Here is a 25964-nt window from a genome sequence, read left to right on the forward strand (position 1 = left end):
GGTACTGCAGGGGGGACCCTGTGGGAGAGTAGGACGCCGCCGAACAATCTTTGTGGGAAGCCCCGCACCTTATGGTGCGGGGCTTTTCTGCGTTCCGGGTCCGTTCGCCCTCTTCCATGTGCCGGTCGCCTGCGCCGGCTGCGGGTTCATCCGTCGAGTCTGTCGGAGGGACGGGCCGGATAGGAATTCTGGGCGCATGGAGGGGCTCCTGAGGGCGCGGGCCTACCGCGCCAGCCGCTCTTGCTGGCGTGGCTCGGGCTCTCTGGGCTGTTCCGTGTGCGTGTGGGCCCGGATCTTCCGGGGGTTTTGCTGTTTCGGAGGGTGTTTCAGTGGTGCGCTCGCGCGTGTGCTGGTCAGTGGGTGCTGTTTGAGGCGGCGTTTGGGTGGGCTGTGGCTGTGGCCCAGGAGGCGAGGATGCGCAGGCCGTCGTGGGTGGGGGTGCCGGGTTCGGCGGTCCAGATGACGAGTTGCTGGTCGGGGTCGGTGGTGGCGGTGAGGGTGTCCCAGTCGAGGGTGAGGTCGTCGGCGACGGAGTGGTGGAGGACCTTGGTGGCGACGTGGTGGGCGGCCCACCACTGGCGGAAGTGTGGGTCCTGGACCGAGAGTTCGCCCACCAGAGCTGTCAGGCGTGGGTCGTCGGGGTATTTGGCGGCTTCCATGCGCAGTTGGGCGACGCAGGTGCGGGCAACGGTCTCCCAGTCCGCGTACAGCGTCCTCATGGCGGGGTCGGTGAAGACCAGCCGGACGTAGTTGCGCTGCTTTTCCGGGATCTGGCCGAAATTGGTGACAAGAGCGGCGGCGAGTGTATTCGAGGCGAGAATGTCCATGCGGCGGCCCATGACGAGTGCCGGAGTGGCGGTGAGATCGTCTAGGAGTCGTTGCAATTGTGGCTGGACTTTTTGCCGGGTGCGTTGCCGGGGCCGCGTCGGGCTTTTTCCGGCCAGTCCGAAGAGATAGTCGTGCTGGTCGTCGTCGAGGTGCAGGACGCGGGCGAGAGAGGCCAGCACGGGCGCTGACGCCTTGATGCGTCCCTGTTCCAAACGGGTGTAGTAGTCGGTGCTGATCGCAGCCAGCTGGGCCACTTCCTCGCGCCGCAGCCCCGGTACCCGCCGCGGTGTTCCGCTGTCGGGCAGCCCCACGGTGCGGGGGCTGAGCTCGGCTCGCCGGGCCTTGAGGAATTCCCCCAGCTCATTGAGGTGCGCGTCGCGGGTCATGTGCCCCAGTCTCGCACCGGCCGACTGCGGTGTGAGGGGGATAACTTCCTCCCGGGATGTTCTGATCCAGGAAAGAACTCTCCTCTTTGCGGGCGCATGTGTGCGTGCGACTTTCGATGGCGTGGCCAACGGAATGCCGTTCAGGATTTCCGGTATATGCGTCAGCCCGGGACGCGAACTGGTTGAGGCCATCACCCACCTCGCGTTTTACGCAGGGCGGCCCAAGGCCATGTCCGCGATGCAGCAGCTGAAGAGCGCAGCTGGGGTCGGCGGCAGCTGACCCCGATGTCCTGGCGGGATGGACGCCCGCCGTTTCACCAACGATTCACCGGCCGCGTGTCGGGGCGGCGCGTTCGCGTCGCCCGCACACGGGCCCCACTGGAGAACCCCACCATGAGCAAGGTCCTTTTCATCACCGGCGCCGGACGTGGCCTGGGCACCGACCTCGCGCAGGCGGCGCTGTCCGCCGGCCATCAGGTCGTCGCGACCGGCCGCCGCCCCGAGGACGTCGTCAAGGCGCTGGGCGGCCCGCAGGACAACCTCCTGGTGACTGAGCTCGACATCACCAGCCTTGAGGAAGCCCACGCCGCGGCGCGGGCCGCTGTCGAGAGGTTCGGCCGCATCGACGTACTGGTCAACAACGCCGCCAACTTCTTCGCCGGATCCTTCGAGGAGGTCTCGCCCGCGCAGATGCGCCGGCAGATCGAGACCAACCTGTTCGGCCCGATGAACGTCACGCGGGCTGTCCTGCCCGTTCTGCGGAAGCAGCGCGCGGGGCACATCATCGCCCTCTCCTCCATCGCAGGTGTGGTCGGACAGGAGTCTGTGCCGCCTACTCGGCGGCCAAGTTCGGCGTGGAGGGCTGGATGGAGTCGCTGCGGTTCGACGTGGCGCCCTACGGGATCCACACCACCATCGTCGAGCCCGGCTTCTTCCGTACCGAGCTGCTCGTGGACGCCTCGACGACCTGGCCCGAGCTGTCCATCGACGACTACGCCCCGCGTACTGCCGAGATGATCCCGGCGTGGCAGGCCCAGAACGGCAAGCAGGCCGGCGACCCGGCCAGGCTCGCCGGCGCCCTGCTGACCATCGTCGGACGGCAGGAGCCGCCGCTGCGCTTCGTCGCCGGCGCGGACGCCATCCCCGCCGCCGAGGCCAAGGCCAGGGAACTGCTGGCGCAGGCCGAGGCCTCCCGTGAACTGGGTATGGACCTCGCCCACGACGCACTCACTGGCTGATCCTCTTGCCGGCCGGGGGTGTATCCCCCCTCGTCCGCGGCCCGTACAGCACGACACGACACGACGCGGCATAACGCAGCACGGCACAGCACCAGCATGGAGGAACCGGCATGGAAAAGTTGGGGAAGAAGCCCTCGGTCAAGGGCCCGGACGAGATGTTCACCGGTGACGTGTGGTTCGACGTCATCCAGGCCGGCCAGGAGCCGTCCCGCATGCGGGCGAACATGGTGCGCTTTGCGCCCTGTGCCCGCACCGCCTGGCATACCCACGCCATGGGGCAGACGCTGCATGTCACCGAGGGGATCGGGCTGGTGCAGTCCCGCGGCGGCGAGGTCGTCGTGATGCGCCCCGGCGACACCGTTCACACACCGCCCGGCGAGTGGCACTGGCACGGTGCCGCCCCCGAGCACTTCATGACTCACCTCGCCCTGTGGGAGGGCCCCGGCGACGACACTCCCGAGACCCTGTGGGGCGAGCACGTTACGGACGAGGAATACCCCGGAACGCAGGCCTGACGAGCTGTATGGAGTGGCTGGGCGGCCGTACGAGTGTGTTTCCGTGGGCGCCTGCGTCAGGGGCGGTGTCGCTACCTGAGGTCAGTCGGTCGGTGAGAGCTGAGTGTGAGACTTATGCCGATTGCCGATTGCCGATTGCCGATTGCCGGTGCCGCGTGGCCGGACCCGGCCGGCGGGGGCGGTGGGAGAGCAACCGGATCCGGTCGGGATCGGTTGCTCCCCCACCGGTGCCCCGCCCGCCGGGGCACCGGATCGGAGAGTCCGCCGGGATCAGACCGCCGGGGCCGGGTAGGTCGGGTACTCCACGCCGGAGACGTACTGGACGACGCGGATGACCTGGCAGGAGTAGCCGAACTCGTTGTCGTACCAGAGGTAGAGGATCGCGTTGTCGCCGTCGACCTTGGTGGCGCCGGCGTCGACGATCGAGGCGTGGCGCGAGCCGATGAAGTCGTTGGAGACCGCGTCGGGGGCGCTGGTGAAGTCGATCTGGCGCTTGAGCGGTGAGGTCAGCGACACATTGCGGAGGTAGTCGAGGACCTCCTCGCGGGTGGTCTCGCGACCGAGCCGCAGGCTGAGGATCGCGATCGAGACGTCCGGCACCGGAACGCGGATCGAGCTGCCGGTGATCGGTGCATCGAGATCGGGCAGTGCCTTGGCGACGGCCGAGGCGGCACCGGTCTCGGTGATGACCATGTTGAGCGGCGCCGAACGGCCGCGACGGTCGGCCTTGTGGTAGTTGTCCAGCAGGTTCTGGTCGTTGGTGAACGAGTGGACGGTCTCCACGTGGCCGCGCAGCACACCGTACTCGTCCGCCATCGCCTTCAGCGGCGGGACGATCGCGTTGGTGGTGCAGGACGCGCAGGACAGGATCTGCTCGTCCGGCTTGATCGTCTCGTGATTGACGCCATGGACGACATTGGGGACGTCGCCCTTGCCCGGCGCGGTCAGGACGACCTTGTCGATGCCGGGGCGGAGGTGCTTCGACAGGCCCTCGCGGTCGCGCCACTTGCCGGTGTTGTCGACGAGGATCGCGGCCTTGATGCCGTACGCCGTGTAGTCGACCTCGGACGGGTCGTTGGCGTAGATCACCTTGATCTCGTTGCCGTTGGCGATGATCGTGCTGTTCGCCTCGTCGACGGTGATCGTGCCCTGGAACTGCCCGTGGATGGAGTCGCGGCGCAGCAGCGAGGCGCGCTTGACGATGTCCTGCTCGCCGCCCTGGCGGACGACGATGGCGCGCAGCCGCAGGCCGTTGCCGGAACCGGCCTTCTCGATGAGCAGGCGGGCGACGAGGCGGCCGATCCGGCCGAACCCGTAGAGGACGACATCGCGCGGCTCGCGGCGCTCGATCTTGCCGGCACCGGTGGCGCCGGCGACGGCCTCGGCGGTGAACTCCTCCACCGACAGACCGCGGTCGTCGGTCCGGTACGTCTCGGCCAGCAGGGCGATGTCGATCTGGGAAGGGCCGAGATCGAGCGTGGTGAGAGCCTGCAAGAACGGCAGCGTCTCGGTGACCGAGAGTTCCTCACCGGCGATCTGCCGGGCGAACCGGTGGGTCTTGAGGATGCTGACCACCGACTTGTTCACCAAGGAGCGGCTGTGCAGCAGGACCGTGATGTCCCGCTCGCGGTGCAGCTTCCCGATGATCGGGATCATCGACTCCGCGATCTCCTCGCGGTTTTTCCAGTTGGTGAACGAGTCGTCATTGACAGTCACAGGCTTATCTTTCGAGCTAGGCGGTGCTCATATGCTAGCTCGCCGCTGCTTTGATCATTCAATCGGTGTCGCCTGTGTGGGGTGCCGTGGCCGGGCTCGTGGTCACGGCGGCGCGGTGAAGGGGGGTGCTGGGCGGGGTGATGGTGCCGGGTTTGTGGTGTGTTGGGTGCTTTCTTGCCGGCGGCGGGTTGCGTGTCGGGAGCGCTGTGTCAACGCCGTGACGGTGACTGTGACCGCTACCGCCCTCGCGACTGTGACCGTCACCACCACCGTCGATCCATCACCACCGGTCGTGATCGTCACCACCGGGGCCGGGCACCCGTCGCCGTTCTCACCTGATGGGACGCCGGGCCGTTTCTCTAAGGGCTCGATAATCCAGCGATAAACGGACCTCCTAGCGTCGTGTCCGCCAAGCGTGAAACCACCGACGCTTTCACGCCGCGCCTGACGTCCGGCCGGGAACACCGAGCCGGACCGCGTCAGGACCGCGTCAGGGCCGCGGAAGGCCAACGGGCGCACGGCCCAGGTTCACAGCCATCGCCAGTGCCAGTGCCATCGCCAGTGCCAGTGCCAGTGCCATTGCCGGTTCCGGGGCCAGGTGCAGATGCAGGTCCATTTCCAAGCGCAGGTGCAGGCGCCGGTGCCGGTGCCTGCACCGGCCGCCTTCAGAAGGAGAACGGAAATGCCGAACTCAGGCATAGCCGAAGACGCGGCCGAAGACGCAGCCGGAGGCACGGCGGATGGCGTGGCCGGAGGCGCGGCCGGCGGTATGGGCGATCGCTGTCTCCGCATGCGGCCGGGCGTCCCGGGCGGTCCGGGCCGGCGGGTGGGCTCCGTATGAGCGGGCGGGCGCAGGCTGCTGAGACGGCCACGGGCACGGCCACGGTCGCAGGGGAGGTGCCGGCGGGCGGGAATGTCGCGTCGGTGCGGCTGCTGCGGCTGCTGGAGGAGGGCGGAGCTCGCTTCGGCCTGCTGGAGCATCCGCCCGAGGGGCAGACCGTGCGGGCCAGTGCGCTGCGCGGGCATCCGCTCGCGGCAGCGGCCAAGTGCATGATCGTCACCGTGGCCGGCGGGGTGAGCGGTGAACGGCAGGTGCTCGCGGTGGTTCCTGGGGACCGGCGGGTGGACCTGGACGGGGTTGCCCGGGAGTGCGGCGGGCTGCGGGCCCGGCTGGCGGACCGGGCGCTGGCCGAGCGGCTGTCGGGCTGTGTGAGCGGGAGCATCATCCCGTTCTCGTTCCACGATGATCTGTCGGTGCTGGCCGATCCCGGGCTGTTCGACCAGCCCACGCTGTACTTCAACGCCGCGCGCCTGGATCTGTCCGTCGCCCTTGCCGCCGCGGACTACCGCGCACTGGCGAACCCCCTGGTGGTGCGCATCGCCTCCTGAGGCGCCCGTTACCCATCGAACCGGAAGCGCCCGCGCCGTGGACCATCCCCCCTGCGGCGCGCGGCGTTTCCCTCTGCTTGCACACCGGAAGGAACTGAGCTCCATGACCGTCATGACCGTGCTGGACGAGATTATCGGCGGCGTACGCGAAGACCTGGCGGCGCGCCAACGGCGGCTACCCGAGGGGGAGTTGCGCGCTCGTGTGGCGGATGTGCCACCCGCGCTGGACGCCGCCGCGGTGCTGCGCTCGGCCGAGGGGGTGCAGGTCATCGCCGAGGTCAAGCGGGCCAGCCCGTCCAAGGGGCCGCTGGCCGACATCGCCGACCCGGTGGAGCTGGCCCGGGTCTACGAGGGATCCGGTGCCGCTGCCGTCAGTGTGCTCACCGAGCAGCGACGGTTCCACGGTTCGCTCGCCGACCTCGACGCCGTGCGCGCCGCGGTCCGGATTCCCGTGCTGCGCAAGGACTTTGTCGTGACGCCGTATCAGCTGTGGGAGGCGCGGGCGCACGGCGCGGACCTGGCGCTGCTGATCGTGGCGGCGCTGGAGCAGCACGAGCTCTCCGAGCTGACGCAGCTGGCGGGGGAGTTGGGGCTCACCGTGCTGACGGAGGTCCATGACGAGCAGGAGATCGAGCGCGCGCTCGCCGTGAACGCCTCCGTGATCGGCATCAACGCCCGCAACCTGAAGACTCTGGAGGTCGACCGCGGCACCTTCGCACGGCTCGCGCCTCTCGTCCCGGAGGGCGTGGTGCGTATTGCGGAGTCCGGCATCCGGGGGCCGCAGGACGTGTCCGCGCTGGGCGCCCAGGGTGCGGATGCCGTGCTGGTGGGCGAGGCTCTCGTCACGGGGCAGTGCGGTCCCGGCCCGATGCTGACCGCCCTGCGGGAAGCGGGGCGGCGCTGAGCGGGCCGCAGGGCGGCGTCCCGCGCGGCACCGGGGCGGGCCCCGGCAGGGCCCGGCCCGTGGGGCGCCGACCGGCTCAGCCCGACGAGGCGAGCTTGGTGGAGACGGCCGCCCAGCGCTCCAGGACCGCCGCGGCCGCTCCGGTGTCGATCGCCCGCGCGCCGCGCTCCATCCCGGCCGCGAGGCGCGCGGTGACCGGCCGGTCGGAGGGGTCGAGCGCCGCGAGTCCGGCGGCGGTCGACAGCAGCACGGCATCGCGCACCGGTCCGCGCTCGCCGCGCAGGAGCGCGCGGGCCACCTCCGCGTTGTGCGCGGCGTCGCCACCGCGCAGTGCCTGGGGCGGGGCGTACGGGACACCGATGTCGCGCGGGTCGAACACCTCCTTGCGTACCCGTCCTTCGAGGACCGACCAGACCGTGGAGGTGGTGGTGACCGTCAGTTCGTCGAGGCCGTCGTCGCCGCGGAAGACCAGCGCGCCGACCCCGCGCCGGGCCAGCACACCGGCGATCAGCGGCGCCATCCCGGCGTCCGCCACACCGACGGCCTGCGCGGTCGGACGGGCCGGATTGGTCAGCGGGCCGAGCACGTTGAAGACCGTCGGGATGCCCAGCTCCTTCCGGGGCGTGACGGCATGACGTACGGACGGGTGGAACAGCGGGGCGAAACAGAAGGTGATGCCGACCTCCGGGACCAGCCCGGCGACATCGGCGACCGGCAGATTCAGGGCCACACCGAGCTGTTCGAGCACATCGGCCGAGCCGGACGCGGAGGACGCGGAGCGGTTGCCGTGCTTGACGACCCGGGCCCCGGCCCCCGCCGCGACGATCGCGGACATCGTGGAGATGTTGACGCTGTGGGACCGGTCGCCGCCGGTGCCGACGATGTCGAGTGCCGGGCCCGGGACGTCGAGGGCCACGGCGTGCTCGTACATGGCCCGGACGAGCCCTTCGACCTCCGCCACGGTCTCGCCCTTGGCGCGCAGGGCCACCAGCAGACCGGCCAGTTGTGCCGGTGTCGCGGAGCCCCGCATCACCTGGTCCATTGCCCAGGCCGTGTCGTCCGCCGGAAGGTCATTTCCCGCCAGCAGCGCCGTGAGAATAACCGGCCATGACTTTTCCCGATGTGTCACGGTCACGCGGCATCCCCTTTTCTCGGCCTGTTCGGCAGCTGCGGCAGGCTCGGCTCGGGGTAATTCTGCGATCCGGCGCGGAGCGTCGGCCAGACCAATTGTCTCCAGTGACTCCAGTCCACTTTCCCGGAGAGGGAAAAGCATGACCTGGCACGCGTTGATCGATGTGTCGAGAGAATCCGAAGAACCGCTGACCGCCCAGATCGAGGGCAGGATCAGAGGTGAGATTTCCGCGGGGGTGCTGCATCCGGGCACCCGGCTGCCGTCCAGCCGGCAACTCGCCGAGGACGTGGGGGTCTCCCGGAGTGTGGTGGTGGAGGCCTACGGCAGGCTGATCGCCGAGGGGTATCTGGAGGCCGTCCAGGGCTCCGGCACCCGCGTGGCCGAGCATCTGACCGCTCCCGCCCTGCCGACCCTGCTCGACGACGGCGTGGCGCCTCCGGCGCGCTGGGACCTGCGCACCGGTACGCCGCAGGTCGCCGGTTTCCCGCACCGCGAGTGGCTCGCCTCCTACCAGCGCGCCCTTCAGTCGATCGACCCGGGCGACCTCGACTACCCGCCGGTGTCCGGAGCCGAGGGGCTGCGCGAGGAGCTGGCCCGGTACCTCGGCCGGGCGCGCGGTGTGCTGACCACCCCCGGGCAGGTCATGGTGGTGTCCGGCTTCGCGCAGGCGCTCGGGCTGCTGTGCACCGTGCTGTCCGGCTCCGGCATCGACCGGATCGCGATGGAGGACCCCTGCCACCACCGTCAGCGGCAGTTCATCCGGGAAGTGGGCCTGCGGCCCGTGCCGGTCCCCGTGGACGACGAGGGCATCGACGTCGAGGCGCTCGCCGCGACCGGCGTACGGGCCGTACTCGTCACCCCCGCCCACCAGTTCCCCACCGGCGTGACCCTGTCACCGTCGCGCCGGGAGGCCCTGGTCCGCTGGGCGCGCGACACCGGTGCCTGGGTGATCGAGGACGACTATGACGGTGATCTGTGGCTGGAGCGGGGTGCGCGCCCCCTGGCCCTTCAGCGCCTGGCCCCCGAACGCGTCGTCTACGGGGGCACGGCGAGCAAGTCGCTCGCCCCCGGCCTGCGCTTCGGCTGGCTGGCGGTGCCGGCCCGGCTGCTCGCCGCATTGGAGCGCACCCGCTCCCGTCGCGACCTGGGCTCCGACGTCCTCACCCAGCTCGCGTTCGCCGAACTCCTGCGGTCCGGATACTTCGACCGCCACTTGCGCTTCCGGCGGGCCCACTACCGCATGCGACGCGAGTGCCTGGAGCAGTCCGTACGCCGGTTCCTGCCCGGTGCGCGCCTCATCGGCTCGGCGGCGGGGCTGCACGCCTATGTACGGCTGCCGCACCGGGTCGACGAGACCGCGCTGGTCGGGCGGGCGCTGGAGCGTTCGGTGCTGGTGCCCGGCGGGCGGCGCTATCACGCCCGCCCCGAACGGGCCGCGCCCGCCCTGGTGGTGGGCTACACCGCGGTGCCGCGCACCGGTATCGCGGAGGCGGTCAGGGAGCTGGGCGCCGCCTACGCGGGGCTGCCCGCGGCCGGCCGTGCCGAGCGGTGCGCCTGAAGCCCTCCGCCCGAGGCGCTCCGGGGAGTACGTCATGCGCGGGGCCCCTCCTGGCGGGCGGTGCCCGCCGGATGGCCGCGGGCCGGACGCCGGAGCCGGACCGGCGTCACCGCACCGCGCCGGCCAGGAAGTTCTCGAAGAGCTGGAGGCCGCCCTCGGTCATGATGCTCTCGGGGTGGAACTGCACGCCCGCCACGGGCAGTGTGCGGTGCCGTACCCCCATCACGTAGCCGTCGTCCTCGGCCGTCGCCGTCTCCTCCAGTTCGTCCGGCAGCGCCCGGGAGACGATCAGTGAGTGGTAGCGCGTGGCCACCGTGCTGTTCCCCAGCCCCTGGAAGAGTCCCTGGCCGTCGTGCCGTACCGGGCTCGTCCGCCCGTGCATCAAGTGGTCGGCGACCGCCACCCGGCCGCCGAACGCCAGGGCGATCGCCTGGTGGCCCAGGCACACCCCCAGCAGCGGCACCTGCCCGGCGAACCGGCGTACCAGCTCGACGTGTCCGGAGGCGGCGGGATGCCCCGGGCCCGGCCCCAGCACCACCGCGTCGGGCCGCCCTGCCGCCAGCTCCTCCGGGGTGCGGGTGCGGGAGCGCACCACCTCGGTGGTGACGCCGAGAGTGCGCAGGTACTGGTCGATGATGTGTACAAAACTGTCGTACGCGTCCACGAGCAGAATCTTCATGACAGCAGTTCCTCACCGGTCAGCGCCCAGTAGGCGGCGCCCATCTTCGCCAGCGTCTCGTCCCACTCGGCCTCGGGCACGGACTCCGCGACGATGCCCGCCGAACTCTGTGTGGAGTAGGTCCGGCCGTCGTGCACGATCGTGCGGATGCACAGCGCGAGGCTGCTCCAGCCGCGTACGTCGATCAGACCGACCGCCCCCGCGTAGCTCCCGCGCGGCTCGTGCTCGATCCCGTCGATGATCTCCATGGCGCGCAGCTTGGGCGCACCGGTCATCGTGCCCGCGGGGAAGGTGGCGCACAGCGACTCCCACACGTCGGCGCCCGGCTCCAGCCGTCCGGTCACCGTCGAGACGATGTGGAAGACATGGGAGTACGCCTCCACCGTCATCAGGTCCGCCACCGACAGGGACCGCGGCCGGCAGACCCGCCCGATGTCGTTGCGGCACAGGTCGACCAGCATCACGTGTTCGGCCTGCTCCTTGGTGCTCGCCAGCATCTCCTTGACCCGGCGCTCGTTCTCCTCCGCGGTGTCCGCCTGCCGGGTGGTGCCGGCGATCGGCCGCATGACGATCTCGTCGCCCTCGGTGCGGAAGAACAGTTCGGGGCTGGCGCCGATGAGGGTCTCGCCCGTGCGCGGCACCAGATACATGTACGGCGACGGGTTACGGGACCGCAGCCGCCGGTAGACCTCGACGGGGGTCAACTCCGTGTCGACATCGATGCGGTGGCCGATCTGGATCTGGTAGATGTCCCCGACCCGGATGTGCTCCAGGCAGCGGCCGGCCCACTCCAGGAAGGTGTCACGGGCCACGGTGTCCCGTACCGACCGGGGCGCGGGCGCCTCGGGACACGTTCCGCCGCCGTCCGCGACGGTACGGGCGGCAGCCGCTTCCACCAGGGCATCGAGGTCCGGGACACGGCCGGCGGGGAACGCGTCCGCGCGGGCGGTCAGATGCCGGGCATGCACCGCCCCCGGGTCGTACCAGACGGTGTCGCTGAACAGCGTGAACGTCATGTCGGGGCCCCGGGAGGGGGTCTTCCGGTCCGGCAGCTCGTCCATGTGCCAGGCCGCCTCGTAGCCCAGGCCGGCCAGGAAGCCGAAGGCGTAGGTGTCCTGCGGGCGGCCGCTCGCCACGTCGAAGAGCCGCTGGGACCGCCTCATCAGGTCCCAGACCTGCCCGGAATCCACGAACCGGCGGCGCTCCGGCGAGCCCTCCGGGGCGGCCGGGTCGTCGGTCATCCCCGCCTCGCCGGCCGCCGCCAGCAGGGCGGCGCACAGCGCCGGCGTGCCGCTGACCTCGATGTGGCCGGCGAACACGCACACTTCGGCGAGCCGTCCGTAGCCGACCACCGCCGGGCCGCGGTCCCGCTCCGGACCCGCCAGGCTCTCGAAGAGGAAGACCTCCTGCTGCCCCAGTTCCCCGAGCAGGCCGGTGTAGAGCTGGAGCGGATCGTGCCACGGCAGCGCCGATTCGGTGACACGCACGCGCAGCGGCGTGCCTGTCCGCGCCTCCGTACCGGCATTGCCTCGCGTCGTTGGTGGCATCTGCATTCCTTCTCCGTACTGTCCGGGCTCGCGCGTTGTCCGCTCGGTTCCGGATCGCATTCCGGCCGCGGCGCGACGTCGGCAAGAAAAACACCGGGGAGCCGACGGCGACCAGACCAATTGGAGAACCGCCGAGCAGACCATTCCGCCGAACCTTGACCGCATTCCGCGCAGACGGTTGGAATTCTCTGCGCGGACCCTGTGCCCCGGGTGCCGGGTCCGCGGCATCCCTCTCTCCGCGAAAGGCCGCGATGCATCTCCCTTTGATGACGGAATCCCGCCGCTCCGATACCGGGAATTCCCGGCCGGCCGCCCAGCAGCCCGCCTGGCCCGATCCGGAACTGCTGGGCGAGGTCACAGCCGAGCTGTCCCGGCTGCCCGAACTCGTCTTCGCCGAGGAGTGCGACCGGCTGCGGGAGCGGATGGGCGCCGTGGCCCGTGGCGAGGCCTTCGTGCTCCAGGGCGGCGACTGTGCCGAGACGTTCGCCGGTGTCACCGCCGACGCGATCAACGGCAAGCTGCGGACGCTGCTCCAGATGGCCGTGGTGCTGACCTATGGCGCGTCCGTACCCGTGGTCAAGATCGGCCGGTTGGCCGGTCAGTACGCCAAGCCGCGCTCGCAGCCGACCGAGACCCGCGGCGGGGTCACCCTGCCCGCCTACCGCGGTGACGCGGTCAACGGACTGGGCTTCACACCGGCCGAACGCCGCCCCGATCCGCGGCGGCTGCTGCGCATGTACGAGTCCTCCGCGGCGACCCTCAACCTCGTGCGCGCCTTCTCCACCGGCGGCTACGCCGGCCTGCACCACGCACGGGACTGGAACCGGGCCTTCATCACCGACTCACCCGCCGGCCGCCGCTACGAGGAACTGGCCGACGACATCGACCGCTCGCTGCGCTTCATGGAAGCCTGCGGGGTCACCTCCCAGCAGCTGCACGCCGTCGAGTTCTTCGTCAGCCACGAGGGTCTGCTGCTCGACTACGAAAAGGCGCTGACCCGCACCGACCCGCGGACCGGGCACGCCTATGCGGGCAGCGGCCACCTGCTGTGGATCGGCGAGCGGACCCGCGACCTGGACGGTGCACACGTCGCCCACTTCGCCCGCGTCCGCAACCCCATCGCCGTGAAACTCGGCCCCGGCGCCACCGCCGACGAGGCCCTGGGCTATGCGGCCGAGCTCAACCCCCGTAACGAGCCGGGCCGGTTGACCTTCGTGGTCAGGATGGGAGCCGAGCGGGTCCGCGACCGGCTGCCCGTCCTGGTCGAGAAGGTCAGGGCGGCCGGCGCGGTGGTCGCCTGGGTCTGCGACCCGATGCACGGCAATACCTTCGTGGCGCCCAGCGGCCACAAGACCCGCCGCTTCGGCGACATCATGGACGAGGTCCAGGGCTTCTTCCAGGTGCACCGCGCGCTGGGCACACATGCGGGCGGGCTCCATGTCGAACTCACCGGTGACGATGTCACCGAGTGCGTCGGCGGCGACGACGTCCTGGTGGAGGACCTCCACCGACGGTACGAGACCGCCTGTGACCCGCGCCTGAACCACCGGCAGTCGCTCGAACTCGCCTTCCGTGCCGCGGAGATGCTCCTTGATCCACTCGGTGCGCCGGGTGGTGCTCCCAGTGCTGGTGAGGCGCCAGGTATTGGTGTGAGCAAAGGGGCTCGATAATCCATCGATATAGAGACGTCCTAGCTTCCATTCCACCAAGCATGAGATCGGCCGCCGATTTCATGATCCGACGGACATCCGGTGTGGGGTGCAACGCTCGTGGTGGGCAGCGCAGGAAGTCAGGGCGACGGCAAACCGATGGCCGGGTATCTCCCGGTCGTGCCCGCGGACGTCGCCGACGCCGTCGAGCGGGTGGCCGAGGAGTGCGGGGCCGACGCCGGGGCCGTCATGCTCGCGGCTCAGTCCATCGTGGCGGGGGTGGTCGCCGGCTTCCACGAGTCGTCGGCCGGCGAGGGCACCTGGCGCCAGGTGATCGGCCGGGTGGCCACCGACCCGGGCCGGGCCGAGGCCCTCCGGGCGTGGCAGGGCGTCGGCGCCCAGGACCAGGTGGGCGCCGAGCGGGTCGCCGGCTATGTGCTCACGGCGCTGCGCGCGCTGACCCGGGACCCGGACGATGCGCACCACGCGCGCAGCCTGCTCTCGCCGGCCGAACTCTCCCTCCAGCTGGAGGACTTCTCCGGGCCCGTCCGTCCCCTCCCGGACCGCCGGTTCCACGAGCTGTTCGAGGAGCGGGTACGCCGTCACCCCGACGCGGTCGCCGCCGTCCTGGGGGACCGCCGGTGGAGCTACCGGGAACTGAACCGCCACGCCAACAAGATCGCCTGGTCGCTGCACCGGAGGGGGCTGCACGGCGAGGACGTGGTCGCCGTGGTCACCGAGCGCAGCCTGGAGTGGCTGGCCGCCGTGATCGGCGTGTTCAAGGCGGGCGGCTGCTACCTGCCGCTCGAACCGCACTTCCCCGCCGACCGGATCGCCACCGTCCTGACCCGCAGCGGGAGCCGGTGGGTGCTCGCCGAGCGCGGTGTGCCCCACCTGGACCGGGCGCTGGCCGGCCGGGACGGCATCGAACTGTCCTACCTCGACGACCTGCTGACGCAGGACGGGCCGGAGGACGACCTCGGTCTCGCGGTGGCCGCCGACCAGCTCGCCTACATCTACTTCACCTCCGGCTCCACCGGCGAGCCGAAGGGGGCGATGTGCGAGCACAACGGCTTCCTCAACCACCTCCTGGCCAAGATCGAGGACCTCGGCATCGGCGAGGGCGAGGTGGTGGCGCAGACCGCCCCCCAGTGCTTCGACATCTCCCTGTGGCAGCTGGTCTCCGCGCTGCTGGTCGGCGGCACCACCCGCATCATCGGGCAGGAAGTCGTCCTGGACGTCCGCAGATTCCTCGACACCCTGGCCGACGGGGCCGTCCAGGTGGTCCAGCTGGTTCCCTCCTACCTGGAAGTGGTGCTGTCCGCCCTGGAGGAGCGGCCCAGGGAACTGCCCGGCCTGCGCTGTGTCTCCGTCACCGGTGAAGCCCTCAAGAAGGAACTCGTCCAGCGCTGGTTCACCGCCTTCCCCGGCGTGCTGCTGGCCAACGCGTACGGGCTCACCGAGACCTCGGACGACACCAACCACGAGGTGATGGACCGGGTCCCCGGCCACCGCTCGGTGCCGCTCGGCAAGCCGATCCGCAATGTGCGGGTGTATGTGGTCGACGAGCGGCTCTCGCCGGTACCGCTGGGCGTCCCCGGCGAGATCGTCTTCTCCGGGGTCTGTGTCGGCCGCGGCTACATCAACGACGAAGCACGCACCAAGGCGGCCTTCGGGCAGGATCCGCACCGGCCGGGGGAGCGGCTGTACCGCTCCGGCGACTTCGGGCGGTGGCTGCCCGGCGGCACGCTGGAGTTCCTCGGCCGCCGGGACTCACAGGTGAAGATCAGCGGGTTCCGGATCGAGATCGGCGAGATCGAGAACCGGCTGCTCCAGGTTCCGGGTGTCCGCGACGGAGCGGTGGTGACCGCCGGAACCGCAGAACGCCCCTATCTGGTCGGCTACTACACCGGCGCCGCGGACGTGCGCCCCGAAGTCGTGCGGGAGGCGCTGGCCGGGGTGCTGCCCGGATACATGGTGCCGCAGCATCTGCACCACGGCACCGAACTGCCCCTCACCGCCAACGGGAAGATCGACAAGAAGGCGCTGGCCCGGATGGCGGCCGAGGCGGAACAGGCCGCGGGCAGCACCGGGTTCCGGGCTCCGGAGACCGCTGCCGAACGGCGGGTCGCCGCTCTGTGGGCCGGCCTCCTCAAGGTGCCGCTGGAGCGCATCGGCCGCGGATCGCGGTTCGCCGACCTCGGCGGCACCTCGCTGACGGCGATCCGGCTGGCCATCGCCCTGGACCGGGTGGTGTCGGTCAAGGAACTCGCCCATACGCCGACCGTCGCCGACGTGGCCGCGCTGCTGGAGCGGAAGGCGGCCGAGCGGCCGGACAAGGAGCCGCACGGCACCGGCAGCGCCGGCTGAACACACCACCGTCCGCGCCCGCCCCGCGAGGAAACCACCGAGAGAGACAGAGAAGATGAGTTCCCCCACCGTGCACGCCTCACCCGTCACGGCCGCCGACGGCACGCCCGCCGCCGGCCCGGCCCCGCACCCCGCCGGTCTGCCGGTCCTCCGGGCGACGCCCGGAGACGGCACCGCGGCCGGCTGGGCGCAGGACCACCGAAGCGCCGTCCACGACCTGGTCGCCGAGCACGGCGCCGTGCTGCTGCGCGGCCTGGGCGTCGGCTCGCCCGACGAGGTGGCGGCGATCGCGACCGCTCTCGGCGTGGCACGGATGACCGAGCGGGAGCGGTTCGCCCCGCGGTACGCCCATGCCGAAGGCGTCTACTCGTCCTCCGAATGGCCCGCGGACGAGCCGATGTGCATGCATCACGAGCTGAGTTACGCCACCGAGGTACCCGGCCTGCTGCTCTTCGGCTGCCTGACGGCTCCGGCCGAGGGCGGCCGCACCGCGGTCGCCGACTCGCAGCAGGTCCTCAAGGCGCTGCCCGCCGGCCTGGTGGCGCCCTTCGCCCGCGACGGCTGGCTGCTCACCCGCATGTACCACGACATCGGCGTCTCCTGGACGGAGGCGTTCGGCACCGAGGACCGCGCCGAGGTCGATGCGTACTGCGCACGGGCGGGCCTGGAGCACGAGTGGCTGCCGGACGGCCGGCTGCGCACCCGGCAGCACCGCTCCGCCGTGGTCGACCACCCGCGCACCGGCCTCCCGGTCTGGTTCAACCAGGTGGCCTTCCTGAACGAGCGGACCCTCGATCCGATGATCCGCGACTACCTCGTCGACGTGTACGGCCCCGAGGGCCTGCCCTTCAACACCGCGTACGGCGACGGAACGCCCCTCACCGGGGAGACCGTCGAGACGATCAACGCCGCCTACCGCGACGCCACCGTGGGCGAGCCGTGGCAGGACGGAGACGTCCTGCTGGTCGACAACCTGCGGATGGCACACAGCCGCGAGCCGTACCAGGGCGCCCGCGACATCGTGGTGATTTTCGGCAACCCGGTCCGGCTCGCCGGGCACGTCCGTCCCTGACCTCTCGAACTGTGGAGTCCTGATGTCCCGTTCCGCCCCGGCGCCCTCGTTCGCCGTGATCTCCGGCGGCCAGGTGCACCGTGCCCTCGAGGGCCGGCACCGCGAGGTCGTCGACCTGATCGAAGCCGCCTACCGCACCCATGGCGCGGGTGACACCGTCAACCCGCCCTCCTACTTCCTGCGCTTCCCGGACCGCCCCGCCTCCCGCATCATCGCCCTGCCGGCGTCGATCGGCGGCGAGGTGCGGGTGGACGGGATGAAGTGGATCTCCAGCTTCCCCGAGAACGTGGCCGCCGGCATCCCCCGGGCCTCCGCCGTCCTCATCCTCAACGACCACGACACCGGCTATCCCCTGGCGTGCCTGGAGAGCTCCATCATCAGCGCCACCCGCACCGCGGCCTCCGCGGCGCTGGCCGCCGACCGGCTCACCGCCCAACGCGTGCGCCCGCGGCGGATCGGCTTCTTCGGCGTCGGGCTCATCGCCCGCTATGTGCACCAGTACCTCGCGGGCACCGACTGGGCCTTCGACGAGCTGGGCGTGTTCGACCTGTCCGCCGAGTACGCCGGCGGGTTCGCCACGTATCTCAAGGACGCGACGGACGGCGCCGGGCGGGTCACCGTGCACGAGAGCGCCGAGGACCTGGTCCGCAACAGCGATCTGCTGGTCTTCGCGACGACCGCCGGCACCCCGCACGTCACCGACCCCGACTGGTTCTCGCACAACCCGGTCGTGCTCCATGTGTCACTGCGCGACGTGTCCGTCGACGTGGTGCTCTCGGCGACCAACGTCGTCGATGACGTGGAGCACTGCCTGAAGGCGGACACCTCGCTCCATCTGGCCGAACAGCGCGTCGGCCACCGGGACTTCGTCGACGGGACCCTCGACGACGTGCTCACCGGACGCCTCACCCCGGCCGCCGACCGCCCGGTGATCTTTTCTCCGTTCGGACTCGGGGTGCTCGACCTGGCCGTCGGCAAGCACGTCTACGACACCGTGAATGCCGCCGGGGAACTGCCGGTCGTCGAGGACTTCTTCCATGAGATGCGTCGATACGGCTGAGCGGTCCGCATCCTCCAACAGCGCGCTATGCGGGAGGTACTGTGCCGATTATCTCGGCTCCGCAAGAGTTCAATGAGGACGATCTCTACGTAGATCTGCGGTCCTCCATCGGGGTACCCCTCTACCTCAAGTGCGAAGGATTCAACTTCGCCGGTTCCGTCAAACTGAAGGCCGCCCTGGAAATGGTCGAGGCGGCCGAGCGGTCGGGCCTGCTCACCAGTGGCTCGATCCTCGTGGAATCCTCCTCGGGCAACCTCGGGGTCGCGCTCAGCACGATCGCGGCGAGCAAGGGCTACCGGTTCGTGTGCGTCACGGACAGCCGCTGCAATCTGGCCACCAAGCAGATGATGGAAGCGCTCGGCGCCGAGGTGCACACCCTCAACGAGCCGGACCCCGAGGGCGGGTTCCTCGGCGCACGGCTCGCGCACGTCCAGCGGCTCTGTGCGAGCGACAAGCGGTACGTCTGGCTCAACCAGTACCTCAACGCCAACAACTGGCGGGCACACCACCGGCTGACCGCTCCGCACATCGCGGCACGGTTCCCCGAGCTCGATGTGCTCTTCGTCGGAGCCGGTACCACCGGAACGCTGATGGGGTGCGCACGCTGGTTCCGCGAGCACCGGCCCGCGGTGCGGATCGTCGCGGTCGACAGCGTCGGCTCGGTCACCTTCGGCGGTCCGGCTCAGCCCCGGATGATCCCCGGCCTCGGGGCCGGGGTGCGCCCGCCGCTGCTGGACGAGTCCTTCGTGGACCACGTGGTCCTGGTCCGGGAGACCGACACCGTACGGGCCTGCCGCCGGCTGGTCGGCCAGGGATTCCTCTTCGGCGGCTCCACCGGGACGGTCGTCGCCGGCGCCTCGCAATGGCTCGCCGAACACGCCCCCGACCACGGGGGGATCACCGCCGTGGCCATCTCCCCCGACCTGGGCGAGCGCTATCTGGACACGGTCTACCAGTCCAACTGGGTCCGTCACATGTACGGACCCGAGGCGATCGACGTGGACGAATCCGCGATCGCCGAACCGGCGTGACACTCCGTCGGCTCCTCCCTCCTCCGCGCCGCAGCGGAACCGGTACAGCAGAAAGAGACAGGCGATGACCAATCCGTTCGAGAATCCCGAAGGCCGCTACCTGGTCCTGGTCAACGACGAGGACCAGTACTCCCTGTGGCCGGCCTTCGCCCAGGTGCCGGCCGGCTGGCGGGTGGCCAACGAGGAGGCAGGGCACGAAGAGAGCCTCGCCTACATTTCCGAACACTGGACCGACATGCGCCCGCGCAGTGTCGTCGAGGCGATGGGCTCCACGGCATGACGGTGACGGTGGAGACCGGCGCACAGCCGGTGACCCTGACGGTGGACACCGGCGAGGCGCTGCTGACGGAGCGGGTGGCCGCGGAACTGGCCGCACCGGGCGGCATGGTGGACGACCCCGCCTGGCTGGCGCGGGCGCGCAGGGCATGGTCCGAGCTGCCGGCCGGACTGACCGGCGGGCTGCGGGAGTTCCGCAAGGACTCCGGACGCACGGGCACGATGCTGATACACGGTCTGCCGGTCGGCGGGGCGACGCTGCCGCCGACCCCCAACCGGCCCGGTTCGGTGCAGCGCGAGGCCGGCGTGTCCGCGGCGGTCCTGGCCATGGTCGCGAGCGGTCTGGGGGATCCCGCCGCCTACCGCCCGGAGAAGACCGGCGCGATCGTGCAGGACGTGGTCCCGGTGCCCGGCCAGGAGGACTACCAGAGCAACGCGGGGTCGGTGCTGCTCACGTTCCACACCGAGAACGCGTTCCACGCGCACCGTCCGGACTTCGTGATGCTGCTGTGTCTGCGCGCCGACCACGAGGGTGTGGCGGGCCTGCGGACGGCGTGCATCCGGGAGGTGCTGCCGCTGCTGACCGAGGAGGCCCGGCAGGCGCTGTTCAGCGAGGAGTTCGTCACCGCGCCGCCGCCCTCGTTCGGTATGGACGGCATGGGGGCCGAACCGCACGCGGTGCTCTACGGCGCCGTCGAGGACCCGGACATCTGCGTGGACCTGGCGGCCACCGAGCCGAGGACCCAGCGGGCCAAGGAGGCCATGGCCGAACTCCAGGAGCTGTTCGACCGGACCGCGCAGACCGTCCGGCTGGTCCCCGGCGATCTGGCGATCGTCGACAACCGCGTGACCGTACACGGCCGTACGTCCTTCCGTCCCCGGTATGACGGACAGGACCGCTGGCTTCAGCGCACCTTCGTCCTCACCGACCTGCGCCGCTCCCGAGGACACCGGGACGGTGACGGCCACGTGCTCGACTAGAGCGTGTTCTCCGGATCACCCCGGGCCCGTGGTCGCGCGCGTAGCGGCACGGCAGAAAGCGGTGTCGGAGGGCGCCTTCGCCCGCGCCGACCGGTTCACCCCCGAACCGGATCGCGTCGCGGGGAAGGTGCCCTCCCCCTCTGCGTTGCGGGGAGGGGAAAACAGGCGTCGCGGGGAGGACGAAACTCGTCCGAGGAGCCGGCGGGCGGGGCGCCGGCCGAAGCGGGACTTCCCCTTCCGCATTGGCCGGATCGTGACGCCGGGATGGCGGCCGGTGAACTGGGCCTTTAAATGTCCACTCAAATGTCCAGCAAACTTGACGGAGAACAGCCGTTCCCATAGCGTTAACCACGTCATCGCGACCCGGGGGGTATGGGGGGAACCTATTTTGCCACCGGGGTTCGCAACGGTGCGAACGTGCTGCACTTCCGTGATCGTCCCGCTGTGAGGAACGAAAGCAATCGCGCGAACGGTGCTGAAGGAAGATGCGGCGCGATCCATGCTGAATTTGAGTGGGCGATGAAGACCAAGAATGCGTTCCCGTGAGGTGAGCCGCGGTCTGGTGGGCGGTCAGGCCTGACGGCCAACGGGTCCACGGGGGTCCGGGGGCGGGGGTGTGCCGCGGGACGGGGGACGGGCCGGGATCCGGCGAAGGACGCGTTGACCAGCTAAGACGTCCCTGTCCCCGGTGCCTTCGCCGTCGTCGCGCGGGAGCGCCCGGCGCGGCAGCCGCCGGCATACGGCGGGATGGGCCTGCCAGTTGATGTTCGTCCGGCCGTGACAGGCCCCATCGGATCCGTCTGTCATGGGCTCGCGGCGAACCGTGTAGCACATTGCCGTGGATGCCGGAGGGAACCGGCGGACCCGGTCGGGGGTTGGGGACTGCCTTTCAAGCCGTCCGCTCGTCACATCGTCAGGGCATACCTGCCCGGCCGGTGACTCCCCATTCATTGTTAGGCACGGTCTTTCAGTGCGGGGGGAATTAGTGGGGGACCAGCTCAGATTTCATATCCTGGGTTCTTTGGAAGTGACCAAGGAGAACCAGAGGATAGCCATCGGCGGTGCCCGGCAGCGCACCATTCTCGCGCTGCTGCTGCTCAATCCGGGGCGCATTGTGTCGGTCGACACCCTGGTGGAAACGGTGTGGAACGGCAGGCCGCCCGCCACGGCGCGTACGCAGGTGGCGATCTGCATCGCCGCACTCCGGAAAAGGTTCAAAGCCGAAGGGTGTGACAACGAAGTCATCGTCACGGCGCACCCCGGCTATCTGCTCGCCCTCGAGAACCACTACGTGGACTCGGTCGAGTTCGAACGCCTCACGCTGCGGGCACAGGAAGCGGCGAAGGAGCAACGGACGTCCGACGCGGCGGCCTTGCACGAAGAGGCGCTGGCGCTCTGGCGCGGCCCCGCACTGGCGGGAGTGGCCGGAACGCTGGTGGAGGACGAGATGGAGCGCCTGGAGGAGCTCCGGCTCGCCGGCTACGACGGTTATGTCGCCGCGCAGCTGGAACTCGGCCACCACGGCGACCTGATACCCGGCTTGGTCTCGGTGGTCCGTGACCATCCGCTGCGGGAACGCTCCCGCTATGCCCTGATGCTCGCCCAGTACCGCGTCGGGCGCCGCGCGGAGGCGATGGAGACCTTCCGCGAGGGGCGGGCGCAGTTCATCGAAGGGCTCGGCCTCGAACCAGGCCCCGCACTGCGCGAGCTGCACGACGCCATCCTGCGGGACGACCCCTCGCTGATGGCCTCGGCCGTCGTCGTCCCGAAGAAGCCGCCGGAGACTCCGCGGACCGCGCCGCTGGAACTGCCCGCCGACATCCCGGCGTTCGTCGGCAGGGACACCCCGCTGGCCAGCCTGAACACCCTGGTCGACGGCCATGCCGAGGGCCGGCAGCTCACCATGGGCTTAATCACGGGTGGCGCGGGCGTCGGGAAGACCGGCCTGGCAGTCCACTGGGCCCACCAGGTCGCCGACGAGTTCCCGGGCGGGCTCCTCTTCGCCGACATGTGGGGTTACGACGAGGCCCACGAGCCCGCCGATCCCGCCGTCGTACTCGGCTGGTTCCTGCGTTCCCTCGGCGTTCCGGAGGCGGAGATCCCGGCCGAGACGCATGAGCGCGCGGCGCTGTACCGCAGCGTGCTCGCCGACCGCCGGGTGCTGATCGTGCTGGACAACGTCCGCTCCTTCGACCAGGTGCGGGCCCTGATCCCGGGCAGCTCGCGCAGCTGTGTGCTCCTCACCAGCCGCAGCCTGCTGGAGCAGCTGGTGGTCCGGCACGGCGCGGTCAGCATCCACCTGGACGTGCTGCGCCGACGGGAGGCGACCGACCTGCTGGCGCAGTTCATCGGCGAGGAGCGGGTCGACGCCGCCAGGGCGGATGCCGAACGGCTCGTCGAGCTGTGCGACCGGCTGCCGCTGACGGTGCGGATCGCCGCGGCCCGGCTGGCCGCCAAGCCGCAGTGGCCGATCGGCTATCTGGCCTCCCGGCTGGACAACGAACAGCTCCGGCTCGACGAGCTCAGCTCGGGGGAGTCGCAGGTCCGGTCGAGCTTCGCGCTGAGCTACCACGCCCTGCCGCACGACGTCGCCCTGCTGTACCGCAGGCTCGGCCTCCTGGATGCGCCGGACTTCGCCGGCTGGGTCGGTGCGGCCCTGCTGGCCACCGACACCCACAAGGCCGAGGGGCTGATGGAGAGCCTGGTCGATGCGCACCTCCTCCAGACGGTGGGCTTTGATTCCACGGGGCAGCCGCGCTACGGATTCCGCAACCTCCTGCGGCTCCACGCGAGGGAGGTGGCCAAGGAGGAGGGGAGCGCGCTGGAGCAGCGGGAGGCCCTCCACCGTGCGTTCCGCGGCTGGCTCTCGGTGGCCGAGCAGGCACGCCGGCGGGAGTTCGGCTCCGGCCACGGCGAGCAGATGCTCTTCGGTGCCTCGATGCCGTCCGGCCCGATGGGCACCGCCGAACTCGACACGCTCACGGCGTCGCCGTCCGGTTGGTTCGAGGCCGAGCGGCTCGCGCTGATCTCCGTGATCGACCAGGCCGCCCGGTGCGGTATGGACGACCTCAGCCGGGAGCTGACCGAGCTGGTGGTCCGGCCGGCGGTCGCCTGCCAGCGCAGCTGAGACGTTCCGGCCCACGCGCCCGTCCACAACCGGCATCGAGCCGGGGGCGGCGCGTGGGCCGGCGTCGTGACCAGGGGCGGCGCTCCCCTGGAGGTCGTCGGCCGCTGCCCGCGACATCTCCGGGCCCGCCGCGGACATCTGTTCCCGGTCTGCCCGCTCAACTGCCGCAAGACCCCTCGGGCTTACGCCGCTGCCCCCTGCCCGCTCGGCCGGGGGAGGCATCAAGATCCTTCCTGATTTTTCCAGAAGTATCGGGCTATTCCTCTCTCTTTATCTGGCATGTACACTCGGCTTGACATGCAGAGGCTTGACGGGAGGTCGCCGAGCATGAACACGGCGTCGGATGACGCTCCCGGGGTCTGGCTTGCCAGTGCGGTCTGGGGCCTTTTGGAAGACAAGTACGGACAGGGGAATGTCCCCTCCGTCAGGAAGCTCACTCAGCTTATTCGTGAAGCGAATGACAGTGCCACGATCTCGCACAGTCACGTTCACAACATCCTCAAGGGTGAGGCACCCAATATCACGGACAAGACGCGGGAGATGCTCGCGCGCTTCTTCGGGCTGCCGCCCGCCCGTTTCGTTCCCCCCGCGGCGCACTCCTGCGCGGGTGGGCAGCGCCGGTGGGAGGCCCTGGCCTTTCGTTTCTCCTCCTTGCAGCCGGACGAGCTGGCGGCGATCGAGAAGGCCCTCCAGATGGTCAAGGAGGAAAGAGGCGGCGGAGTCGGGTAGCCGGCGGGGCCGCACGGTCACACCATCCATGGGGGAGCGATGAGCCGGCGGTGCCCACGGTCGAGGGGAAGGAGCGATTCCATAGCCAGGAAGCACGTGCGAGTGATCGCCAAGAAGCTCGTCCTGCGACTTCCGGATCTTCCCCAGCCGTGGGACGTCGAGGAGTTGTGCCGCGCGCTGGAACGCTCCCGGCGGCGTTCCCTGACGCTGTATCCGGTGGACATACCCGCTATGCCGTCCGGCTTTTGGTACGGCGACGGGGAAAGCGACCACATCTTTTACGGCTCGTCGGTCTCCGGGTATTACCGGGACCACATCATCCTGCACGAGATCTGCCATATGCTCGCCGGCCACGGCGTGGCACCTCGTGATCTCGCGGCCGCGCATTCCGCCGGCCCCTTCGTCCGCGGGCAGGGCCAGGTCCTGAAGTGCCACAACACCGAAGAGGAAATCGCGGAGACCTTCTCCGCCATGGTGCTGAAGCGGGCAGGCCGCATGCGGCACAAGGGAGTCGGCGTCGTGGAGAGCCGGGCACAGGAGCTGTTGGGGGTCCCTTGTGCTCGACGCGCCTGACCTCGTCGAGAAGGCGCGCGGGGTACTCCTCCTCGTCGTGTGGTCCGTACTGATCCTGCGCATTCCGGCACTGAGGCATCCGCGGCGGCGCCCTGTCTGGTACGTGCTGGTCGCCTTGGCGCTGGGGTCGCTGGTCATCCAGGCCCCGGTGGGCCGGTGGATCGACGCGACGACCGGCATCGCCAAGGCCGGTGAACTCGCCGTCGCCCTGGTGGCGCTGACCGATTTCGCGGCCGTCTGGTGGTTCGCGATACGGCTGCACACGGCGGGGTACTCCGGCCCCGCCTGGCTGCGCCACGCTCCGTGGGCGAGCGGCGCCACGATGGCCGCCCTCGCGCTGTTCTTCTTCGCCGTGACGCCCGCCGCCGAGCGCTTCGGCGAGCAGGCCCGCGGAGGGTGGACCGGCTACATGATCGCCTGGATCGCCTACGGCCTGCTGACGGCGGTGGGAGCAGGGGCCCTGTTCTGGAAACACGGCCTGACCATGCGCAGCCCCGCCCTGCGCGTGAGCGTGCTGGCGCTCGCCCTCGGCACCAGTGCGGAAGTGCCGTATCTGGTGGTCCGTACGATCAGGTGGATCACTCCCGACAGCACGCCGGAGCTTGCCCTGACCGGATTCTGGTGCTCGTTCGCGCGCTTCGTCCTGGTGGCGCTGGGCTGCTCGCTCGCCGCCCTGGAGCCGCCGATGAAGGCGCTCCTGCACTGGCACCGCAGACAACGGCTGCGCGCGCTGTGGCTGCTGCTCCGTCAGGCGACCCCGGAACTCATGGTGGTGCCACCGCCCTCGCGCGGTGCGGACCTCCTCGACCTCACGCACGCCTGGGAGCAGCTCCACCAGCGTGTCATCGACATCCGTGACAGCATCACGTATCTGCACGACGGCTGGGCGTCACCGCGGCTCCTGGAGGAGGCGTGGCGGTGTGCCGCCGGCCCCGGTGCCCCTGAGAACCGGCGGCTGACCGCCACCGCATGCTGGATCGAGGCGACGCGGCGGGAGGCGGTGGCGGGTGTGCCCAAGCGTCATCTCGGCGCCGACAAGGGCCTGTTGCCCCAGGGGCTGGCCGACGACTCCACCATGTGCCGCGAGATCGGTCATCTCCTCCGGCTCCACAGAGCTCTCCGGTCGCGGCGCGTCCGTGACTTCGCCGATGACGTCCGGCCGCACACCTCGCTGACCGCCGGCCGGTAGCCCGTCGCGAACCGG

Annotated in this window: 20 protein-coding genes and 2 pseudogenes; 17 read left to right on the forward strand and 5 right to left on the reverse strand. The window is 70.3% G+C overall.

Features of this window, described 5'->3' with window-relative positions; all coding sequences use genetic code 11:
* Nucleotides 1-353: 353 nt before the first annotated feature.
* Nucleotides 354-1214 carry a helix-turn-helix domain-containing protein gene (locus IF67_RS0136065; protein WP_030992918.1) on the reverse strand — a complete coding sequence of 287 codons (861 nt, stop codon included), beginning with the start codon at nt 1212-1214 and terminating at the stop codon, nt 354-356.
* 175 nt (nt 1215-1389) lie between these two features.
* Between IF67_RS0136065 and IF67_RS46440 the strand changes: the two are divergent.
* The 3 genes and pseudogenes from IF67_RS46440 to IF67_RS0136080 all read left to right on the forward strand — a co-directional run.
* Nucleotides 1390-1494, forward strand: a pseudogene (locus tag IF67_RS46440) (carboxymuconolactone decarboxylase family protein); the annotation flags it as partial.
* Between the two features lie 113 nt (nt 1495-1607).
* Nucleotides 1608-2452, forward strand: a pseudogene (locus IF67_RS39870) (SDR family oxidoreductase).
* 110 nt (nt 2453-2562) lie between these two features.
* Nucleotides 2563-2967 (forward strand): cupin domain-containing protein, encoded by a 405-nt coding sequence (locus IF67_RS0136080; protein ID WP_030992921.1) that lies wholly within the window; start codon nt 2563-2565, stop codon nt 2965-2967.
* A gap of 270 nt (nt 2968-3237) precedes the next feature.
* Here IF67_RS0136080 and IF67_RS0136085 read toward each other — a convergent pair whose 3' ends face one another.
* Complete coding sequence (locus IF67_RS0136085; RefSeq protein WP_030992923.1) at nt 3238-4683, reverse strand: glyceraldehyde-3-phosphate dehydrogenase; 1446 nt, start codon at nt 4681-4683, stop codon at nt 3238-3240.
* An 837-nt stretch (nt 4684-5520) separates the two neighbouring features.
* On the opposite strand from IF67_RS0136085, the gene IF67_RS0136095 reads away from it, so the two are divergent.
* Nucleotides 5521-6072, forward strand: coding sequence for a YbaK/EbsC family protein (locus IF67_RS0136095; protein WP_078889849.1), 552 nt, complete (start codon nt 5521-5523; stop codon nt 6070-6072).
* A gap of 112 nt (nt 6073-6184) precedes the next feature.
* Entirely contained in the window at nt 6185-6976 is a 792-nt protein-coding gene (trpC, locus tag IF67_RS0136100; RefSeq protein ID WP_030992928.1) for an indole-3-glycerol phosphate synthase TrpC, read from the forward strand.
* A 76-nt stretch (nt 6977-7052) separates the two neighbouring features.
* On the opposite strand, the gene trpD is transcribed toward trpC, so the two are convergent.
* Nucleotides 7053-8111 carry an anthranilate phosphoribosyltransferase gene (gene trpD, locus IF67_RS0136105; protein WP_030992930.1) on the reverse strand — a complete coding sequence of 353 codons (1059 nt, stop codon included), beginning with the start codon at nt 8109-8111 and terminating at the stop codon, nt 7053-7055.
* Between the two features lie 136 nt (nt 8112-8247).
* Here trpD and IF67_RS0136110 point away from each other — a divergent pair, with 136 nt between their 5' ends.
* The gene (locus IF67_RS0136110) at nt 8248-9666 is read left to right on the forward strand and encodes a PLP-dependent aminotransferase family protein (protein ID WP_030992932.1); all 1419 of its coding nucleotides are present in this window, start codon (nt 8248-8250) and stop codon (nt 9664-9666) included.
* Nucleotides 9667-9772: 106 nt separating this feature from the next.
* On the opposite strand, the gene IF67_RS0136115 is transcribed toward IF67_RS0136110, so the two are convergent.
* Nucleotides 9773-10345, reverse strand: coding sequence for an anthranilate synthase component II (locus IF67_RS0136115; RefSeq protein ID WP_030992934.1), 573 nt, complete (start codon nt 10343-10345; stop codon nt 9773-9775).
* On the reverse strand, nt 10342-11892 hold the full coding sequence (locus IF67_RS0136120) for an anthranilate synthase component I family protein (RefSeq protein WP_030992935.1): 1551 nt from the start codon (nt 11890-11892) through the stop codon (nt 10342-10344). The genes IF67_RS0136115 and IF67_RS0136120 overlap by 4 nt, the downstream gene beginning before the upstream one ends.
* A gap of 266 nt (nt 11893-12158) precedes the next feature.
* Between IF67_RS0136120 and IF67_RS0136125 the strand changes: the two genes are divergently transcribed.
* From IF67_RS0136125 to IF67_RS0136175, 11 genes are all read left to right on the forward strand, one after another.
* A complete protein-coding gene (locus IF67_RS0136125) occupies nt 12159-13562 on the forward strand; it encodes a class II 3-deoxy-7-phosphoheptulonate synthase (RefSeq protein ID WP_078889856.1) in 1404 nt (467 codons plus the stop codon).
* 228 nt (nt 13563-13790) lie between these two features.
* Nucleotides 13791-15911, forward strand: a complete 2121-nt coding sequence (locus IF67_RS0136130; protein WP_234341578.1) for a non-ribosomal peptide synthetase — start codon at nt 13791-13793, stop codon at nt 15909-15911.
* Between the two features lie 55 nt (nt 15912-15966).
* Nucleotides 15967-16983 carry a TauD/TfdA family dioxygenase gene (locus IF67_RS0136135; RefSeq protein ID WP_030992941.1) on the forward strand — a complete coding sequence of 339 codons (1017 nt, stop codon included), beginning with the start codon at nt 15967-15969 and terminating at the stop codon, nt 16981-16983.
* A 22-nt stretch (nt 16984-17005) separates the two neighbouring features.
* Complete coding sequence (sbnB, locus tag IF67_RS0136140) at nt 17006-18043, forward strand: 2,3-diaminopropionate biosynthesis protein SbnB (RefSeq protein ID WP_030992942.1); 1038 nt, start codon at nt 17006-17008, stop codon at nt 18041-18043.
* A 41-nt stretch (nt 18044-18084) separates the two neighbouring features.
* Nucleotides 18085-19074, forward strand: coding sequence for a 2,3-diaminopropionate biosynthesis protein SbnA (gene sbnA, locus IF67_RS0136145; RefSeq protein ID WP_030992943.1), 990 nt, complete (start codon nt 18085-18087; stop codon nt 19072-19074).
* A gap of 64 nt (nt 19075-19138) precedes the next feature.
* Entirely contained in the window at nt 19139-19354 is a 216-nt protein-coding gene (locus IF67_RS0136150) for an MbtH family protein (RefSeq protein WP_030084042.1), read from the forward strand.
* Entirely contained in the window at nt 19351-20331 is a 981-nt protein-coding gene (locus IF67_RS0136155) for a clavaminate synthase family protein (protein WP_030992945.1), read from the forward strand. The genes IF67_RS0136150 and IF67_RS0136155 overlap by 4 nt, the downstream gene beginning before the upstream one ends.
* A 1027-nt stretch (nt 20332-21358) precedes the next feature.
* The gene (locus tag IF67_RS0136160; RefSeq protein WP_051818990.1) at nt 21359-23458 is read left to right on the forward strand and encodes an AfsR/SARP family transcriptional regulator; all 2100 of its coding nucleotides are present in this window, start codon (nt 21359-21361) and stop codon (nt 23456-23458) included.
* Nucleotides 23459-23785: 327 nt separating this feature from the next.
* The gene (locus IF67_RS0136165) at nt 23786-24187 is read left to right on the forward strand and encodes a hypothetical protein (protein ID WP_030992949.1); all 402 of its coding nucleotides are present in this window, start codon (nt 23786-23788) and stop codon (nt 24185-24187) included.
* A 96-nt stretch (nt 24188-24283) separates the two neighbouring features.
* Nucleotides 24284-24760, forward strand: a complete 477-nt coding sequence (locus IF67_RS0136170) for a hypothetical protein (protein WP_030992951.1) — start codon at nt 24284-24286, stop codon at nt 24758-24760.
* The gene (locus IF67_RS0136175) at nt 24744-25949 is read left to right on the forward strand and encodes a DUF6545 domain-containing protein (RefSeq protein WP_199812845.1); all 1206 of its coding nucleotides are present in this window, start codon (nt 24744-24746) and stop codon (nt 25947-25949) included. The genes IF67_RS0136170 and IF67_RS0136175 overlap by 17 nt, the downstream gene beginning before the upstream one ends.
* Nucleotides 25950-25964 lie beyond the last annotated feature (15 nt).

The sequence above is a fragment of the Streptomyces sp. NRRL S-1813 genome, from assembly GCF_000719605.1.
In the GTDB taxonomy this organism is placed as follows: domain Bacteria; phylum Actinomycetota; class Actinomycetes; order Streptomycetales; family Streptomycetaceae; genus Streptomyces; species Streptomyces decoyicus.

Excerpts from the sequence above, each read along its gene's own strand:
- IF67_RS0136095 (WP_078889849.1), top strand. The coding sequence starts at position 5,521 with ATGAGCGGGCGGGCGCAGGCTGCTGAGACGGCCACGGGCACGGCCACG.
- IF67_RS0136115 (WP_030992934.1), bottom strand. The coding sequence starts at position 10,345 with ATGAAGATTCTGCTCGTGGACGCGTACGACAGTTTTGTACACATCATC.
- IF67_RS0136130 (WP_234341578.1), top strand. The coding sequence starts at position 13,791 with ATGCTCGCGGCTCAGTCCATCGTGGCGGGGGTGGTCGCCGGCTTCCAC.
- IF67_RS0136120 (WP_030992935.1), bottom strand. The coding sequence starts at position 11,892 with ATGCCACCAACGACGCGAGGCAATGCCGGTACGGAGGCGCGGACAGGC.
- sbnB (WP_030992942.1), top strand. The coding sequence starts at position 17,006 with ATGTCCCGTTCCGCCCCGGCGCCCTCGTTCGCCGTGATCTCCGGCGGC.
- IF67_RS0136110 (WP_030992932.1), top strand. The coding sequence starts at position 8,248 with ATGACCTGGCACGCGTTGATCGATGTGTCGAGAGAATCCGAAGAACCG.
- IF67_RS0136065 (WP_030992918.1), bottom strand. The coding sequence starts at position 1,214 with ATGACCCGCGACGCGCACCTCAATGAGCTGGGGGAATTCCTCAAGGCC.
- IF67_RS0136155 (WP_030992945.1), top strand. The coding sequence starts at position 19,351 with ATGACGGTGACGGTGGAGACCGGCGCACAGCCGGTGACCCTGACGGTG.
- IF67_RS0136135 (WP_030992941.1), top strand. The coding sequence starts at position 15,967 with ATGAGTTCCCCCACCGTGCACGCCTCACCCGTCACGGCCGCCGACGGC.
- IF67_RS0136125 (WP_078889856.1), top strand. The coding sequence starts at position 12,159 with ATGACGGAATCCCGCCGCTCCGATACCGGGAATTCCCGGCCGGCCGCC.
- trpC (WP_030992928.1), top strand. The coding sequence starts at position 6,185 with ATGACCGTGCTGGACGAGATTATCGGCGGCGTACGCGAAGACCTGGCG.
- IF67_RS0136080 (WP_030992921.1), top strand. The coding sequence starts at position 2,563 with ATGGAAAAGTTGGGGAAGAAGCCCTCGGTCAAGGGCCCGGACGAGATG.
- IF67_RS0136165 (WP_030992949.1), top strand. The coding sequence starts at position 23,786 with ATGAACACGGCGTCGGATGACGCTCCCGGGGTCTGGCTTGCCAGTGCG.
- IF67_RS0136150 (WP_030084042.1), top strand. The coding sequence starts at position 19,139 with ATGACCAATCCGTTCGAGAATCCCGAAGGCCGCTACCTGGTCCTGGTC.